12 protein-coding genes are annotated in these 16,334 nt (G+C 59.8%); 3 read left to right on the plus strand and 9 right to left on the minus strand.

What is annotated here, in order from left to right; all coding sequences use genetic code 11:
- Positions 1-7: 7 nt before the first annotated feature.
- The 7 genes from VJ698_RS03250 to VJ698_RS03280 all read right to left on the minus strand — a co-directional run bounded on the left by VJ698_RS03250 (position 8) and on the right by VJ698_RS03280 (position 7,854).
- The gene (locus VJ698_RS03250; protein WP_324101238.1) at positions 8-724 is read right to left on the minus strand and encodes a PIG-L deacetylase family protein; all 717 of its coding nucleotides are present in this window, start codon (positions 722-724) and stop codon (positions 8-10) included.
- Positions 721-1,695, minus strand: a complete 975-nt coding sequence (locus tag VJ698_RS03255) for a methionyl-tRNA formyltransferase (RefSeq protein WP_324101239.1) — start codon at positions 1,693-1,695, stop codon at positions 721-723. Before VJ698_RS03255 ends, VJ698_RS03250 begins: the two co-directional genes overlap by 4 nt.
- Positions 1,692-2,264, minus strand: a complete 573-nt coding sequence (locus VJ698_RS03260; RefSeq protein WP_324101241.1) for a sugar transferase — start codon at positions 2,262-2,264, stop codon at positions 1,692-1,694. Before VJ698_RS03260 ends, VJ698_RS03255 begins: the two co-directional genes overlap by 4 nt.
- Before the next feature lie 23 nt (positions 2,265-2,287).
- Positions 2,288-3,442 carry a GNAT family N-acetyltransferase gene (locus tag VJ698_RS03265; RefSeq protein ID WP_324101242.1) on the minus strand — a complete coding sequence of 385 codons (1,155 nt, stop codon included), beginning with the start codon at positions 3,440-3,442 and terminating at the stop codon, positions 2,288-2,290.
- Between the two features lie 24 nt (positions 3,443-3,466).
- Complete coding sequence (locus tag VJ698_RS03270) at positions 3,467-4,633, minus strand: DegT/DnrJ/EryC1/StrS family aminotransferase (protein WP_324101243.1); 1,167 nt, start codon at positions 4,631-4,633, stop codon at positions 3,467-3,469.
- Between the two features lie 5 nt (positions 4,634-4,638).
- On the minus strand, positions 4,639-5,502 hold the full coding sequence (locus VJ698_RS03275) for a formyltransferase family protein (protein ID WP_324101244.1): 864 nt from the start codon (positions 5,500-5,502) through the stop codon (positions 4,639-4,641).
- A 102-nt stretch (positions 5,503-5,604) separates the two neighbouring features.
- Positions 5,605-7,854 carry a polysaccharide biosynthesis tyrosine autokinase gene (locus VJ698_RS03280; RefSeq protein WP_324101245.1) on the minus strand — a complete coding sequence of 750 codons (2,250 nt, stop codon included), beginning with the start codon at positions 7,852-7,854 and terminating at the stop codon, positions 5,605-5,607.
- A gap of 351 nt (positions 7,855-8,205) precedes the next feature.
- Between VJ698_RS03280 and VJ698_RS03285 the strand changes: the two genes are divergently transcribed.
- Positions 8,206-10,008: an SLC13 family permease gene (locus VJ698_RS03285; RefSeq protein ID WP_324101246.1), complete on the plus strand. Its 1,803-nt coding sequence runs from the start codon at positions 8,206-8,208 to the stop codon at positions 10,006-10,008.
- Positions 10,009-10,031: 23 nt separating this feature from the next.
- On the opposite strand, the gene VJ698_RS03290 is transcribed toward VJ698_RS03285, so the two are convergent.
- A complete protein-coding gene (locus tag VJ698_RS03290; RefSeq protein WP_324101247.1) occupies positions 10,032-10,652 on the minus strand; it encodes a hydrolase in 621 nt (206 codons plus the stop codon).
- A 197-nt stretch (positions 10,653-10,849) separates the two neighbouring features.
- A complete protein-coding gene (locus VJ698_RS03295; RefSeq protein ID WP_324101248.1) occupies positions 10,850-12,208 on the minus strand; it encodes a replication initiation protein in 1,359 nt (452 codons plus the stop codon).
- A gap of 1,626 nt (positions 12,209-13,834) precedes the next feature.
- Between VJ698_RS03295 and VJ698_RS03300 the strand changes: the two genes are divergently transcribed.
- Both VJ698_RS03300 and VJ698_RS03305 read left to right on the plus strand, forming a co-directional pair.
- A complete protein-coding gene (locus VJ698_RS03300; RefSeq protein ID WP_324101249.1) occupies positions 13,835-15,007 on the plus strand; it encodes a ParA family protein in 1,173 nt (390 codons plus the stop codon).
- Positions 15,004-15,975 (plus strand): ParB/RepB/Spo0J family partition protein, encoded by a 972-nt coding sequence (locus VJ698_RS03305; RefSeq protein WP_324101251.1) that lies wholly within the window; start codon positions 15,004-15,006, stop codon positions 15,973-15,975. Before VJ698_RS03300 ends, VJ698_RS03305 begins: the two co-directional genes overlap by 4 nt.
- Positions 15,976-16,334 lie beyond the last annotated feature (359 nt).

Below are 16,334 nucleotides of genomic sequence, written 5' to 3' on the forward strand. Positions count from 1 at the left end.
TGTTCGTTCATGTCCCGGCCCTCACTGCGTCTGTCGCGCTTTTCTCCTGCTCCCGAAGCACCGTGCGGACGGTCATGAAGGCCTCCGCATGTTTCACCGAGATAGTCGCTCCGCGAAAGCGCGCCAGGGCATCGATGGCGTCGAGCGAACGCGGATGAGGTGCTTCCTTGAGCTGCGACGCGAAACAGCGCATCGCTTCGAGCTTTTTCGAAAACACGCTGCTGACTTCGACGAAGTGATCCGGGATGAAGGCATCGTCGCCGAAGGGATGGCCCCATTCCGTTTCGGACAGCGTTTCATACGCATAGATATGGCAGACGCTCGACTGCGCCAGCGGCCGGCATGCCACCAGGGCCGCGCCAAACACGACCGCATGGTCATGATGCAGGTCGCCGCGGTGCGGCAGGTAGACGGTGTCGGGCCTGAATTCGGCAATCGCTTCACCGAGTGCCTGCGATATTCGGTAGCGGGGATACTGGTCGAGGCGGGGCGCGGGGAAATCGAAGAAGACCGTCTGTTGCACGCCGAGCAATGCGTGGGCGCATTGCGCCTCCCTGCGTGCCGTTTCCACGGCGTCGGCCGGGAAGATTTCCGGTGCGCCGACAGACGCGTTGGTCATGATGGCGACGACCACTTTGTCGCCGGCCGCCACGTGCCGCGCGATGCTGGCGCCGCAGCCCAGCACTTCATCGTCCGCATGCGGCGCCACCACCAGGATAGTCATAATCCGAGCCTCCCCTTGATCAGATCAAGCTCGCGCCTGAGCGCATGGATTTCATTTTCCGGGCAATAGCCCAGACGCATGCCTACGCGCAATCCGTCTTCCTGCCATGCCGCATCGTGTCCGAAGGAATAGTCGTTGATCCAAAGCAGGCCATTCCTCGCTTGCACCAGCGCGCGGCCGTCGCTCGTCATCTTCAGGATCCGCCCGGGCACGCCCTTGATAGCCAGGCCGGTCTCTATCGTGCTTTGCCAGATGAACAGCCTGCGCGCGCCGGAAAAAGTGAACGCACCGGGATGCGGCCGAGTGCTGGCCTTGATCAGCCGATCGATTTCTCGTGCGTCGCGATGCCAGTCGATCCAGCCGTCTTCCGGCGCGCGCCGGCCGTACTCGGTGACGAGCCGTTCGTCCTGCGGCAGCGGGTCCCATTCGCCGCGCTTGAGCGCGGGTAGCCAGTCGTCGAGCGCGCTCGCCAGCGCCTGCAGCGCTTTGGCTTCGATCGTGCCGGCATCATCCTCCGGCAGGATGGCAAACGGCACCTGCCGAAAGACCGGGCCGGCGTCCGCTTCGCGGTCAATGAGAAACAGCGTGGATGCACCGACGTTTTCCTCCAGCACGAGCCATGCAATCGGCGCCCTGCCCCGTCCCTTTGGCAGGCAGGTCGGATGAAAGCCGATGCATCCCATGCGCGCGCTGGCGATGATCGCTTCCGAGACCAGTTGCGACAGGCCGATCACGAAGATGAGGTCGTAGCCTGCCGCCGCGATTTCCTCGGCATGCGCATTGATCTTGCGAAACGGCGTGTAGGCGACGCCGTGCTCGATGCAGGGCGCGCGCAGCGACGCATAGCCGCTCACCTGGGATGTGTCGTCCGGCTCATAGCCGTAAACGCGGTGCGGCGTCATGCCATGCTGAATCAGCTTCTGCAGGGTCAGCAGCGTGGAATGGACGGCTCCGATCAAGGCAAGCTTCATGGCATCGTTCTCTTTTCACCCAACAGCACGACAAAGACCGTTTTCCAGAGGATCCTGCAATCGGTGACGAAGCTCAGGTTGTCGACGTACACCCGGTCCAGGCGCCAGCGCTCCGGCCAGCTCAGGAAAATATTTCCATTGACCTGAGCCAGGCCTGTCAGTCCCGGGCGCACCGCAGTGCGCGACCTGCCGTTCTCATCAAATTCCGCCTGCAGGTCGGGCAGGCATGGCCGTGGACCAACGATGCTCATGTCCCCTTTCAATACATTCAACAGCTGCGGCAACTCATCGATCTTGAAGCGTCGGATGAACTTCCCGATGCGCGTGACTTCCGGATCGCTGCCGTACACCTGCCGGCTCGGCGTTCGCGGCACATGCACCATGGACCGGAACTTGTACAGGTCGAATATCCGTCCGTTCAGTCCCAGCCGCCTTTGCGTGAACAGGATCGGTCCCGGACTGTCCAGCTTCAGCAGCAGCGCGGTCAGGAGCAGGACCGGCGAGACCAGCAGCAGCAGAACGAAAGCCGCCAGCATGTCGAAAGGTCGCTTCAGGAAAGCCTTGTACATTGCCTGCTCCCGCCCCGCCCTCATCATTGCGGCCCGCTGCGCCGCAGCTCTTCGTTTCCCTCGTCCTTCAGGTTTTCCGCGGGCGCCAGGTACTGCGGGAAAAAGCCGGGAGCGGGCTGCCAGCATCTTCCGTTGCGGTGTTCATGCCGGCGCCGCACTTCCTCGAGAAAACCAAAGGCATCCGGATCGTGGACGATCCTGCGCACCGTGAATGGCGCGACGTGGCCCGGATCGAATGACTGTTTGAAGCGGAACAATTCATCACCCGGCGCCACTCCGCCACCGAGCACCAGCCATTTGTAACCGTTCCGCCCTCCCCACAGGATCACTTCATGCTTGAGCAGATTGTTGGGCCGTTTTGCAAACGCGGACGCCAGCGACCCGCCGAGGAAGGAATAAATCGTGTCGTGCGAAAGCAGCAACAGTTCCGAGGACACAATCTGATCCTGATCATAGACATGCACATACATCGTCGCCTTGCGCTTTCCCAAGCTGAACGCCAACTGCCGGAAGCGCTCGGCGGAAAAGTAATAGCTGCTCGCGGCACTGCGTCGCGTCATCGTCTGGTAGTAGATTTCGAGGAAGCTGGCGAGGTGCACACCGGACTGGTCGAACTCCACGCGCAAGCCGGATTTCCTGGCGCGATTCACGTTGCTCCGCACGGCGTGCTTGTAATTGCTCCAGATGTCGTCCGGCGCACGGTCCAGCCTGACCAGCACATTGGGCTGCTGCTCCACTTCCCCTTGCGTACGGCAAGCAAGCCTCTCAGGGAAAATATCCTCGCGCACAAATTCACTGACGAAATGCCGCTCCTTCAGCTCTTGGCTGAACAGGAACTCGAAAGCCTGCGACGCGGCCGGCATGTGCTCCGCCTTGCCTTCAAAGAGCGCGCCGCCGTATCCGTAGGGAGAGACGAGATGCCGCCAGGATTGCCCGACCTCCCGGAACGGAAGGAAGCTGTTGACGCTGCAGTGAAAGAAGGGATAGATGATCCTCGCGCCTTCTTCATGCTGGCAGACCACGGCCGCCGGCTGATAATGTTCGGGCCGCACCAGTTCCAGGAAGCCGGGATGATCATGCGGACGCTGGTGTTCGCTTTCCTCCCAGTATTTCTCGTAGACAGCGCGCTCTGCGCCATCATCCAGATTCAGCCAGGTGATCGATGTATGCTTGCCCATGTCTCTGATCGTCATGCCTCGCGGTCAGGAGCGCCGCGAGCCGGCCACGCCCATCCCGCCACGTTGCGGTTGACCGTATGCAAGGGAAATTTCGCGGACCATGCCGGCCACACGGATCATGTCCTGCTCCGAATAGCGGGCGTCGCAATGCAGGGACAGCATCCTGCGGCTCAGCTCCCTGTGTTCCAGCGGCACGCCCGCGCACACCGGCGACTCCAGCGGCCACAGGACGGCGGGATATACGCGGCGGCTGATCAGGTTTTCCAGCAGATGATCCCGTCGTGCCGCCGTATCGAGCACCATCACGCAGGAAAACGGACAGGTTCCTTGTGCGCCAGTCACCTGCAATACGTCCAGGCCGGGAATGTCTTGCAGCGCCCGGCTTAGGCATGCGTGGTTTTGCCGTCGCGTCGAACGCATCTGCTGCAGGGGGAAACTGCGCAGCAGATTGACGCTCCATACCGTCATAGCGGATGCATCCCCGCTGCGCAGGCTCTCCTCTGCCTCGATATAGAGCCGGCGGAAATCATCCTTGCTGACCGGATGTCCGTGCAGATACAAGTTCTTGAGGAGCATCGCGGCGATCTTTTTCGACGACGCTTCCTGTCGTTCGCGTGTCGGTGCCGCCGGCGGCGGCAGCGCGTGACCGGCCGGCGACCATAGCATCGCACCATCAGGAACAGGCAGCGTCTTGCGCAGCGACGCGACACACCAGTCCGCGCGGCTCGACATGGCCCACCCCGACCACGGGTCGTGCGTGTGATCCTCGATGATCTCGACCTGCCCACGCGCCACGTCGCCGTAGTCCGGCCTGCTGCCGAGCCCGAAGAAGTTCACTTTCAGGAGGACATCGCCCTTCCGTGTCGCAAACTCGCGGAGGGATGCCGCCCTTTGCGTCCTTTGCGCAGGCCCAGGCGCATCCGGATACAAGGCCATGTCCATCCCGGCCTCCTTGAGGCTGGCCACCACAAACTGGCAGTAATACGATGGCACCAGCAGCCGCTTCCATCCGCGCATCTCCATCCCGTGCAGCAAAAGCGCGCGGAAGGCGTCGCGCCCCGAGGCATAAGGCCTTGAATCGCCCTTCCATGGATTGAACGGCCGCTCGGCGGCGGCATATTGCATCAGGTGGAAATCCGAACCCTGCTCCCATCTTTCCTCACTGCGTATTGTTGTAAGCGGCAATTGCATCTTCCTTATCCGTTGGTCAAGACCGTTCCCTCGCGCAGTTCGCGTCCCCGATCGATCCCGGACATGCGAAGGTAGCCATCCCTGAGCTTCACGACGAGCGTGTCGTCGTAGTTGAAGATCACCGTCCCGTGCCACGCCGACGAAAACTTTTCGTCCATGTAGTTGCCGACGACGCGCGAAGCGCGTGGCACGAGGTAGACATTGTCGCGAAAGCGGAAGCGCGCCATTTGTCCTGGAACAGAGAAGGCCGCGATGCGGCGAAGCGTCAGTGCGACCGGATCGTTGAAATCGATGCGCATCGCATCGTCGCTGCGGCTGAAGTACAGCCCGCCGCCGCTCAAATGGCGCAACTCGTCATGGCCCGGCAAAAAGTGCCGCGCGTGGGCCTTTCTGAAGACATCACCTTCCGCCATGAAGGCAAGCCGGTACAGCAGGCCGAGATCGGCGCCCTCCTCCACATCCACATGCACGCGCGCAATCACGGCGCCGGTATCGATGCCGTCATCCATTTCATGGCAGCTTGCGCCGAGCGGTTGGCCGAACAGAAGCGCGCCGTTCACTGGATGCTTGCCTTTCAGGTTGGGCAGTAGCGAAGGATGGACATTGACGAACTGCTGGCCGGTTTTTCTGAGCAGCGAGACCGGAAGGATGTAAGGGCAGCCATTCGATATCAGCAAATCGAAATCCGTATTCCGCACGGCGTCGATCAATTGCGGCCTGCTGCGCAAGGTGGTGAACGCCACGCCGCTGCGCGCGAGCCTTTCCTGCAGCGGCGAGCCGTTCACCGCGAGGATGCTGGAAATCTCCAGACCAAGCTCCCATGCCGCGTCAAGGACTGCGGAGCGGCTACCTACGAATAAGGCTTTCACTGTTTGATCGTCCGGAAGCTGTAATGAATGGCTGGCCGCACAAGAGACTTGGGTGACGCACGCAGATGATTCCGTCCGCTTCATGCTCATGCCATGCCTGCATCAAGCACTGCTTGCCTTGTATTTCTCATAGCGCGATCCGTATCCATACCGCGCGGAGGCGGCCCGGGCATCGTTGAATACCGTGCCGGTCACCGTATAGCCGGCCTGGTTCAGGCCTTTCACCGCATCCTCGATTTCGGCAACCGTGCTGTAGCCGCCGCGCACCACGTTCAGGATCACGCCAGCATGGGACGCAACGGCCAGCGCGTCCGACGCCGCCAGCACCGGGGGCGTGTCGATCAGGACGTAGTCGTAATGCCGTGCAAGTGCCTCGAGGAGCTGGCCGAAGTTGCCATGCGCAAGAAGTTCGGCGGGCCGTTTCGTCATGCTGCCGGCCGAAATGAAGTCGACGTGATCGACCACATCCCGGTGAATCACCCGTTCGGGCCCGATGCTGCTGCCAATGGCATCCGCCAGACCGGTGCCGCGTTCCATGGCGAAGTAGCGATGCAGGTCACCGGCACGCAGGTCCGCGTCAATCAGCAGCGCGCGCTTGCCGAGCGACGCGAGCACCGCCGCAAAATTCACCGAGACGAATGACTTGCCAACGCCTTGCGTCGGTCCGGTAATCATGATGATGTTGTTGCTCGAACTGGCCATGGCGTACTGCAGGAAATTGCGCAGCCGGCGCAAGCTGTCGAGCGTGCTGTCGAAGGGTGCATCCTGGGGCAGCACGGAATGCTTGCGTGCGCCGCCGCCGAACGGCCCGGGGAGCCGAGGCGCGCCCGCCCGGTGAGGAATCGTTGCGCTGACCGGAAGCCCGAGCAACTGCTCGATTTCATGTGGCGCATCGACCCGGCCGTGGATCGTCTTCCAGACAAACGCGGCGATGATGCCCAGTACCGTGCCAACGATTGCTGCGAGCGAAATGATCAGCAGCTCCTTGGGCTTGACCGGCTTGATGGGCACCGCCGCGTTGTCCAGCAGGCGGGCATTGCCGACTTCGCTGGAAGCCGCCAGCCGCAATTGCTGCGCCGTTCCGAGCAGGGAGGTGTACAGGTCGGTATTCACCTTTACGTCGCGGCTCAGCTGGATCGCTTCCTGCTCCAGATCGGGCAGTTCCCTGATCCTGGACTCCAGCCGGGTCAGCTGCCGGCCCAGCCCCTCGATCTGCCTGTTCACCTGGACCAGCGCCGGATGCTGATCCTGGAAGTTGGCCTGCAGTTCGATTTTCTTCTGATTGAGCTCGATGAGCCGGTTCTGGATTCCCACCGACTGGTCCAGCAGCATCTTGCTCTCGGCCGCAAGGTCATACGTCCTGTGCTTGTTGCGGAATGCGTTGTAACGGTCTTCCGAAGTTTCGAGCTGTTCCTTCAGTTCAGGCAACTGCTTGTCAAGAAATGCCAATGACTTCTGTGCCTTCTCCGACTTGCGGTCCACGTTCAGGCCCACGTACTCGCGGCCGATCTGGTTCAGCACGGCGCTGGTGAGCAGCGGATCGACCCCTTCCAGCGCCACCGCGATGATGCCGGACTGCTTGCCCTTTTCCGTCACGCGCAGGTCTTTCTGCAGCTTCTCGACGGCCTCCAGTTCGGCGTGGCGGATGAGCTCGAACTGTGCACCGGGCCGCGCGGCAAGACGCGTCACGATCAGTGCAATCTCGCCACGCTCGGTGCTCACAAAGAGGCGTTCGCCGACCTTGCCCTTGAGGTCGATGCCATCCTTTTCACGTGTCAGCCGATACGTATCATCTCCCTGTGCGGTCAGGATGAAAGCGCGTCCTTCCAGCGCGGGCGGCACATTGAACGCATCCACATCCGCACGCTCGGCACCCCAGACATAACCACCATAGCCGAGCAGGCCCGGAGTCGACAGCCCCTTGTTGCGGCGCGCGACCCAGGCACCGATAACGGGAAAATGTTTCGGCTTCACAACGATATCGAGCCGCATATGCTGCACCGCGCGCGACAGGACCGTGCGCGAGCGCAGGATTTCCATTTCCGATGCCGTTGCCGTGCGGATGTCAAATGCGGTCGACAGGTCGCTTTGGATATTCTTCGGTGCACCATTGCTGGAACTGGCCGAGGTGTCTTCGACCTGGACAAGAATGTTCGCTTCGTAGATCGGCGTGGCGACAAGGACATACGTCACGGCAAGCACCGTGACCAGCAGGGCGATGCCGGCGATCAGCCAGCGGTAGTCGGCAAGGAAAGAAAGATGCTTTCCGAACTCGAGCGCATCACTCCTTTCGTTCATCGGATGTATCTGCCGGACGGCAAGAGGCTGTACTTGCTGGATGGGTGCGTTCATGTGCATGCTTTGCTGGACAGTGATGCCTTCCGGTTTTCGCAGCAGACATCTTTTCTCGTCAGCCGACCTCGCCGCTGCGTTGCAAACAGTAATCTTCCGACCGCGGCACACGCCGCAGCTCTTTTTTACTCTACCGAGAGTGAGCGCAAAAAATAAGTAGCGAATTTCGATGCAAGAGCGAGGCGTACTGCGTGAACGATTGAATTTTTCGATTGGCACTTCTGCCGTTGGCGCGGGCAAGGCCACGCTGGAACGCTAATTGCTCGTGGCTTCGAGCATGTGTTCTCCCGCTGCAAACAGCGTTCTTACCGGGATGGAATCCGTCCTGAAACTTCCGCACGCCAACATCACATGCACTCACTGACGACACCCCAGATCACTTATCTCATCATCGCCGTCGTGACGCTTGTTGTGCTGGTCACCGACCGCCTGCGCGTGGACCTTGTCGGCCTGCTGATCATCCTCGCGCTGGCGCTGACCGGGATCCTGTCGCCCGAACAAGCGTTTTCCGGGCTTGGCAGCGAACCTGCGCTGGTAATTGCCGCGATTTTCGTGTTGAGCCGCGCGCTGCAGCTGACGCGTGTGGCCGACGTTGTCACGGGATGGATCGTGCGCCTGGCGGGAGCGACCGAGTCACGCATGCTGGCGGTCGTGATGCTCGGTGTCTCGGCGTTTTCCACCTTCACGGAACATGTCACGCCGACAGCGATCATGCTGCCGGTGCTGCTCAGGCTATCGCGCGAGCGGAACATTCCTGCATCCAAGCTCCTGATGCCGCTTTCATTCGCCGCCTCGCTGGGCAGCACGATCGCCATCATCGGCGCGCCTGCCTTCCTCTTCGCCAGCGCGCTCCTGCAGAAAGCAGGCAGGCCGGCGCTTGGCCTGTTTTCCATTGCGCCGATCGGACTGCTGCTGTCAATCCTCGGCGTCCTGTACGTGCTGCTGATCGGTCGCTTCCTGCTGCCGGCGCATCGCGGCCAGGGCACGGGCAACGGCATCTTCGAGCAGGGTCGATATCTCGCCGAGGTGACGATACCGTCCGAGTCGGCGCTGGTGGGCGAAGGGCCGGACCGCTTCAAGAAGCTTGGTTTGCAATCGTTCGAGATCCTCAAATGGATGCGCTGCGACAAGGCATTAAACTCCCCGGGCGAGTCGACCAGGTTCGCGGCTGGCGACACACTGCTGGTGCGCCTCACCTCCGATGATCTCGCCACACTGCGCCAGGAGCCGGAAGGGTTGAAGCTCAAGCCGATTGAACGCTTCGGCCTGCCGGGAGCAGAAACGCAGACACCAGGAGAGGAACTGAACGCGCGACTGGCACAGGCCGTTGTGATGCCTGGCTCCGACCTGATCGGGTGCACCATCAGCAAGGCCGGGCTGCAGCGCCGCTATGGCATCGTCGTCGTTGCCTTGTCGCGCCAAGGTGCGCCGACTTCCGAGGCCATTGACCGGGTGCTGCTGCGAGCCGGCGACGTGCTGGTACTGGAAGGCGACGAAGAAGAGGTCCGTCACCTGACGGAGGAACAGCCGAGCCTGCTGATGGCCCCCTTCCCCGGCACACCGCGTCCGCGCACCGCAAAGCGCGCGGCGGCCATCATGCTCGGCGTGATCGCGATTGCATCACTCAACGTATTTCCGCTCGAGGTGGTGGTAGTGGCCGGCGCCGTGGCGATGGTGCTGTTCGGCTGCATCACGACCAATCAGGCCTATGAAGCAGTCGATACGCGCATCTTCCTTTTCATTGCGGGCGCAATCCCGCTTGGCATGGCCATGCAGAAAACAGGGCTGGCGGCGCTGATGGGACAGCTGCTGCACTCCTGGATCGGCAACCTGCCGGAATTCTGGATTCTGCTGGCAATTTTCGCCGCGTCGGGCCTGTTGACTCAGGTGCTGTCGGATACGGCCACGCTGTCGGTGTTCGGCCCTGTTGCCATTGCCTTCGCACACGCGATGGGTCGTCCGCCCGAACCGTATGTGCTGGCCGTCGCGTTCGCTTCGGTGACCTCCTTCCTGACACCGATCGCACATTGGGGCAACTTGCTGGTCTTCAATCCGGGCCAGTACCGGTTCATGGATTTCGTCAAGGTGGGGACACCGCTCACCATCCTGATCGCCATCGTTGTCGCCTGGATGGGACCGATGATATTTCGCTGAGCTGTCGACGCGCGGGCGCTGGCTTATGCAGTTTTCTTGCGCGTGGTACGACGGCGCGCCGGCGCCTGTTTTTTCTCCGGCTGTGCGAGATGCTTCACCTCGTCATGGCGCGCCAGGAACAGCGCAAAAGCACGCTCCGGGCCGACCGGTTCAATTGTTTCGGGGCTGGCCGGAGGAAGATGCCCCCAATCCATCCAAGCGCCCGGCAACAGGTCGCGCAGCTCGGTCGCCATCGCCACCAGGTCGGCCTTTTTCACCTCGGGGAGATGCAGTGCGAAGCCGAAGCGGCGCGCCAGCGCTTCCTCGATCGGTGCGAGCTTGCGATTGATCTCGTCGCGCCCCAGGTACACCTTCAATGGCGATGGCCAGTCGCCCTGGATAAATTCGACGGCATCATGCCAGAGCGCATCGTAGGCGAACTGCTCAGGGACCAGGCGCGACACCATGACGCTGTGTTCGGCCACCGAGTAGAACTGCTTTGTCGCGCCACACCATCTCGGTTGGTAGGCCAGCGCGCGCGCGACGTCCTCCACCGGCAATCCGGTTGCATCAGGAGTAGTCAGGTCCAGCACGAAGCCCGACGCCGTGAGTATGGCGGTGCGTCCGCTCGGCTTGTTGAACAGATCGAGTTGATTTCCGGTCATTGGCGTCTTCCTGATGTGGCATTTGATGATGCCATATCGGGAGCCTCGGCGGTGGAACGTGTAACGTTCTGTTGCAGGTTCTGCGACGGTGGCGACAGGTCAGCGCATTGCGGGTAGACCATGTGCCATCGTGAAACACGGCCGGCCGGTGGGTGGCGCGGGGCAAGCCGTCTTCAGAGAAGCTTAGTCAGAGAGGCTTATTTGGCCTTGGGCGCTGCGCCGGTCACCGCCACCGCGGCAAAACGCAGCAGATCGGAGTCGGTCGGTTCCGGCCACTGCTGCCCGGCGAACCACATACTGAATGCGGTTCGTGCGCTGTTGGTGGCGAGGCCGCGCGCAAGATTGAGGCCTTTGGCGCCATCGCTGTGCCTGAAGCGCTCGAGCCATTCGTCCTGCTCGGGCTCGTCGAGTTCATGGTACATGGCCAGTGCGTCCTTGGCGCGCTCCACGAAGTAGCGTTCCTTGATGGCCTCGATCGACGCATCCACGCTTGGCTGCTGTTCGATCTTCTGGATGTTCTTTCTTGCGATATCAGTATTCGACGCATAGCCGTCGCGCAGGGCCTGCTTGAAATAGCCGGCGGGCGACGTCAGCTTGGCCGCCTTCGGGTTCTTCATGCGAGCCTCCGTCAGGTCCAGCGTTGCCCGCAGCTTGCCATCTTCCGTGGTTGCCAACAGGTTGCAGGCGTCGTCCTGCGAGAGGCCAAGCGCCATCATGCGCTTGACGAGTTCGCCGTCGATGACCGGCGGTGCGGGCAGCGCCAGCGACTCCTGCTGCGCCGGAACGACGCGGAACTGCAAGCTCGCGACGCGTCTTCCCTGCTTGTGTTCGATCAGCTCGACATTGATATCGGTGACCATGTTGATTTCACTGATCGCGTACTTGAGCACATCACGCTTGAAGTACTTGTACTCGGGGATCGATTCGCCGACCGGGTTGCCGGTCAGGGCGCCGTACCACCATTCCCAGTCGGCCCGGTTCGTCACCTTGGAGGGATTGGTCGCGTAACGCCGGCAGATCTCATAAAGGGCAAGGCTTGCGCCGCTGCGCAACAGCGCCTGATAGTACACGGAGAGTTTGGTATAGGACCCCGGCGCCATCACCATACTCTCCACTTCGGGCGGAAATGCGAACCCGAACCACAGCATGCCGCCCTGCTTCTTCAACCCGCGCGGATTCACGAGCTTGACCGACGAAACCAGGCGCTCGCTCGTCCACTGGATGGCGTCTTCCGAGAAGATGCGAATGTTCTGCAGTTCCTGGACCTGCTCCTTGAAGAGCTCGGTGTCCCGGCTGTCGTACGCAGCGTCACGCGCCAGTTCCGCCATCGGAATCCAGTAATAGTTCTTCGCGACTTCAGTATCAATGGGAGCGTTCTCACCCTTGGTGCGCATGCGCTGCGCGTGATAGACCATGACATTGAAAATCTTGCGCGACAAAAGGGAAAGCCTTCCCTCGGAAACACGCAGGCCGATCGCTTCGTTCGTCTTGCGAAATTCCTTGAGATCGGTGCTGGAAGATGGTGCCGACTTGCCGGACTTTTTCTTGATTGTCATGGTGATCAAAGGTGAGGAACGGGCATCTCATTCCGCTCACCTTTGGAATGGTGCACTAAAAGTGAACCAACTGCAATCACCTTTCGGGGACGAGAGCCCGAAATTCGCTGTGATGTCGAGAAACCGCTGTCGCTACTCCCCGTAGAGTCTCACCCTTTCGCGACCGATCCCCTGTATCCACTCACCATCCATCCTGTGCAAGCTCACCGCAGTTCACGACCTATCCTGTATCCACTCACCATCATCCCTGCGGAACCTCACCTTGCTTCCTGTAGAAGCTCACCATATCGGCTGAAAAGCATTGCTGGCATTGTGTTTCGGCAAATTTAAGGTTTACAAGGTTTTAAGGTGTTTACTTTTCAAGCTCTCAAAGGGATCGGCGCAAGGCAGAGAAAATGCAAACACGGGAGGACTTGCACGCTGATGTGAAACATCCTAGGTCCAAAAAAAAGAGGAAAGCCGCTTTCAGCGGGTTGACTATCGATGGGCGGGGAAAAGATCGCCCGGAGAGCGCTCGCTTGAATCGCGGGTTGGTTTGAAGCTGCTGCGTGAATAAGCTTGCCCGTTGCAGACGAGTGTATGGCGTTGACACATACGTTACCTGTAAAAGCTCACCTTTTGGGGGCGATGGCAATTCAGAAGGGGCTCATGTCAGTGGGTGCCGTCTGGCGACCGCGGTTTACAAGGAAGTGGCTGGTTGAAAGCTCTTGTGGCAATGGCGTTCGGCGGAGAGGATTCAGATCCCCGTAAAGGTTCACCTTTGAATATGGGAGACACCTTGGGAAGACGAGCGTCCGCCGGATTTGAAGATCGGTAGACGCGGCGATAACTGATATGCCGTGGTCCCTGTAAAAGCTCACGTTGACGGAATTTGATCCCTGTTGAGTCTCACCTTTGGGTGGCGGAATCGTGACTAAGCCCGGCGTTTGAGCTTATTTCGGGACTCAACGCCACGGAGTGAAAATTGCAGGCGCTGCGGGGCTGTGGAGCCTTTTTGGAGGCTTTGCACGAGGAAGGGATGGATGGGGGTCCCCGTAGAGTCTCACCTGTCGGGAATGAATGGTCAACTAGGCTTGGGAGTAGGAGTTGAGAGGCCGCGGAGCGAGCATGTGCTTACTCTTTGAGGGGATTGTTGTTGGGTGAGGTTCTACAGGGAGTGAGCTACCCGTAAAAGCTCACCTTTGGTGCACGTGGAAGCAGTGCGAGATAAGCGCAGAGGACGTGGTGCCTGTAGAAGCTCACCTATTCATTCTGCAGAACGTGATTAGGGGCGTTTTTCCCGGCTTGATGGCTACTTCCCCCTTCCCTGCCCTTCGATATCGAGCCTTATAGTGAGCCTGACAGGTCCAGACGCCTCGAAATCAGTGCGGGTACTTCTGAGATCCCCGTAAATACTCACCTTCCACACTTGAGCAATTCCAGCCTCTCTGTAAAACCGGCCTGGAGAGACGCGAGATGCAAGGGATATCGATAGATGCCATTCGAACAGGTTTTATCGAGTCCTGTTGTATTGGCATATCAAGCTAGCCCCGGTATTAGCAAGCTCCTTCTTAAAAGTTCGAAATATTCTGCATTTGAGAGTAACATACCACAAATGCAGAAAATTCCATATTACAGGGAGCAGAAATGGAAACGCAACAGGCGAATCAACAAGTTAATCTCCAGCGGGTCAGCATGCATGACCTCGATAACCTGGCAAGCACGGCGGCCGACGTTCTGTCGCAGGTGCGCGACGCCATGATCGAACCGCATCCGCGCAAGGTCGCACCGACATTTTCGAGCACTGCCATCGCCGAGTTGTGCCGGGTGGACAAGACGCAGATCAAATATCTGACACAGAAGCATAATCTGCCGGCGGGGCAAAAGCCAGAAGGCTCGAAGGCAAAGGAATACAGCCTGGAAGATGCAATAACCTGGGTCAGGGCGATCGGCCCCTACCCTTCTCGTCCAGAGAACAAGGCTGGCAAGGTCATCGCGGTCTGTAACTATAAAGGCGGTGTGGCGAAAACGAGCACGACCGTCGCGCTCGCACAGGCGCTGACATTGCGCGGACTGAAGGTCCTCGTCGTCGATTGCGACGGTCAGGGTACGGCGACGCAGCTGATCGGGATCAGCCCGGAACAGGACGTCGAAGTCGAGCAAACCATCATGCCCTACATTCACGGTGACGAAGCGGATTTGCGTTATGCCGTGCAAGCGAGTTACTGGACCAACCTGTCAGTCATCCCGGCCTCGAGCGGCTTGCTTGCGGCGGAGTTCGCCATTCCGGCGAAGGCGATGTCGCAGCGTGGATTTCGCTTCTGGGAAATGCTGAAGATCGGACTGGAACCCTTGCGCGAGGATTTCGACCTGATCCTGATTGACACCTCCCCCAGCCTGTCGCACCTGACGGTGAACGCGATGATCGCGGCGGATGGTCTGATGATGCCCTGCCCTCCGGATGCGCTCGATTTTGCTTCCAGCGTGCAGTTCTGGGGAATTTTTTCCGAGCTGGTTGATGGGCTGCCGAATGCCAACGAAAAACACTACGACTTCATCTCGATCATCTATACCAAGGTTCAGGCAAACGAGATCTCGCGCCTGGTCAAGACCTGGATGAAGCAGGCCTACGGCGCGCATATCAATGGCATTGAAATTCCTGACAGCACGGCTGCACGGACGGCCTCTGCACAGTTGAAGACGATTTATGACCTGAGTAAACCGGACGGCAGCGCGGAGGCATACCGTCGCTTCAAGGATCCGCTGGACCGCCTGGCCGATTATGTGCTGGACCAATTAGCTATCGCGTGGAGGCAATGATGAGTATTTACGACAAGCTGGGCGCGAAAACCGCAGGCATCAAGGCCCGAAATGTTGAGAAACCGGCAGAAAAGGCGCCGAGGAGTGCCCCTGGCATGTTCCTGAACGCTACGCAGCGATTGGACGCTGCCGAGGCTAGGGTCGAGGAACTCGAGGTAAAGCTGAAGGAAGCGGAGGCTTCCGGTACGCGTGAAATCGCGCTGGACCAGTTGCATGAGGTTGGCGGGCGCCGCCGCAAGCTGACTGAACAGCAGTACAACGAGCTGAAAGAGAATCTTCGCAATAACCCGCTGGTCACGCCAATCACGGTGCGCAAGCGGGCCGAGGGCGGATTCGAGATTGTTTCGGGCAACAACCGTGTCGAGGTGTTCCGCGAATTGGGCCGCACCTCCATTCCCGCGGCGCTGCTCGAGAGCGATGATGACCAGGCAGAGATCAACGCTTTCTACGCCAATTTGCTGCAGCCGGACTTGCCGGACTTTGAAAAATTTCTGGGGTTCAAAAAGATCATTGCCAAGCATCCGGATCTGACGCACGCCCAGGTTGCGGAAGGGGCTGGGGTGTCGCGCTCCTTTGTGACGCAACTCATGGCATTCGATGATCTGCCGTCTGATGCCATCACTATCCTGAACGACAGGCCGGAAGCGCTTGGCGCCAACGCAGCGCAGGACTTGGCGGGTCTTGCCAAGAAGGGGAGGGCGGAGCAAGTGGTGCGCGCGATTGCACGACTCGCCGCGGGTGAAATCGACCAGGCACGGGCTGTCAGGGAAGCAGCAGTCGATATCATTGCGAAGGCAGGGGCTGCCAAGCCTGAACCGATTCGCATCAAGATCGGAAGGGCGACTTATTGCGCAATTCAACGTGCGGATAAAGTCCTTCGTATCCAGTTTCAATCCGCCGAGGAAGCGGAAGCTGTGCAAGACGCGATTCGCGAAGTGCTTGAGCGCCGCGCGATGCAGACGAAATAAGGCGGAAATTGCCGGTGATACTATCACCGGCTTTAAAATCAATGACTTAGAAAAAACCAATTACTGAACCAGGAACGATTCCCCACTGGTCGCAGCAAAAAAATCACATTGGAGCCCGGCAAATGCCGGGCTCTTTTGTTTTGAAAAGCATTGGTGATACTATCACGTCCTTAAAAATCAATAGCTTAGGAAATTCAATTGCCGACAGCGGGCATCTGCACCCCACTTGCCAGGCAAATTCGCGAAATGCCAGGTTTGTGAAGCGGCGCCTGATATTTGATCGGGACAAGGAGGGGGCGAGCGACGTGCAATCTAGTCTTAAGTTCTGCACAAAGCAAACAGACGTGGCAGGAGCGCGT

Origin of the sequence: Noviherbaspirillum sp. (genome assembly GCF_035254685.1) — a bacterium.
In the GTDB taxonomy this organism is placed as follows: Bacteria; Pseudomonadota; Gammaproteobacteria; order Burkholderiales; family Burkholderiaceae_D; genus Noviherbaspirillum.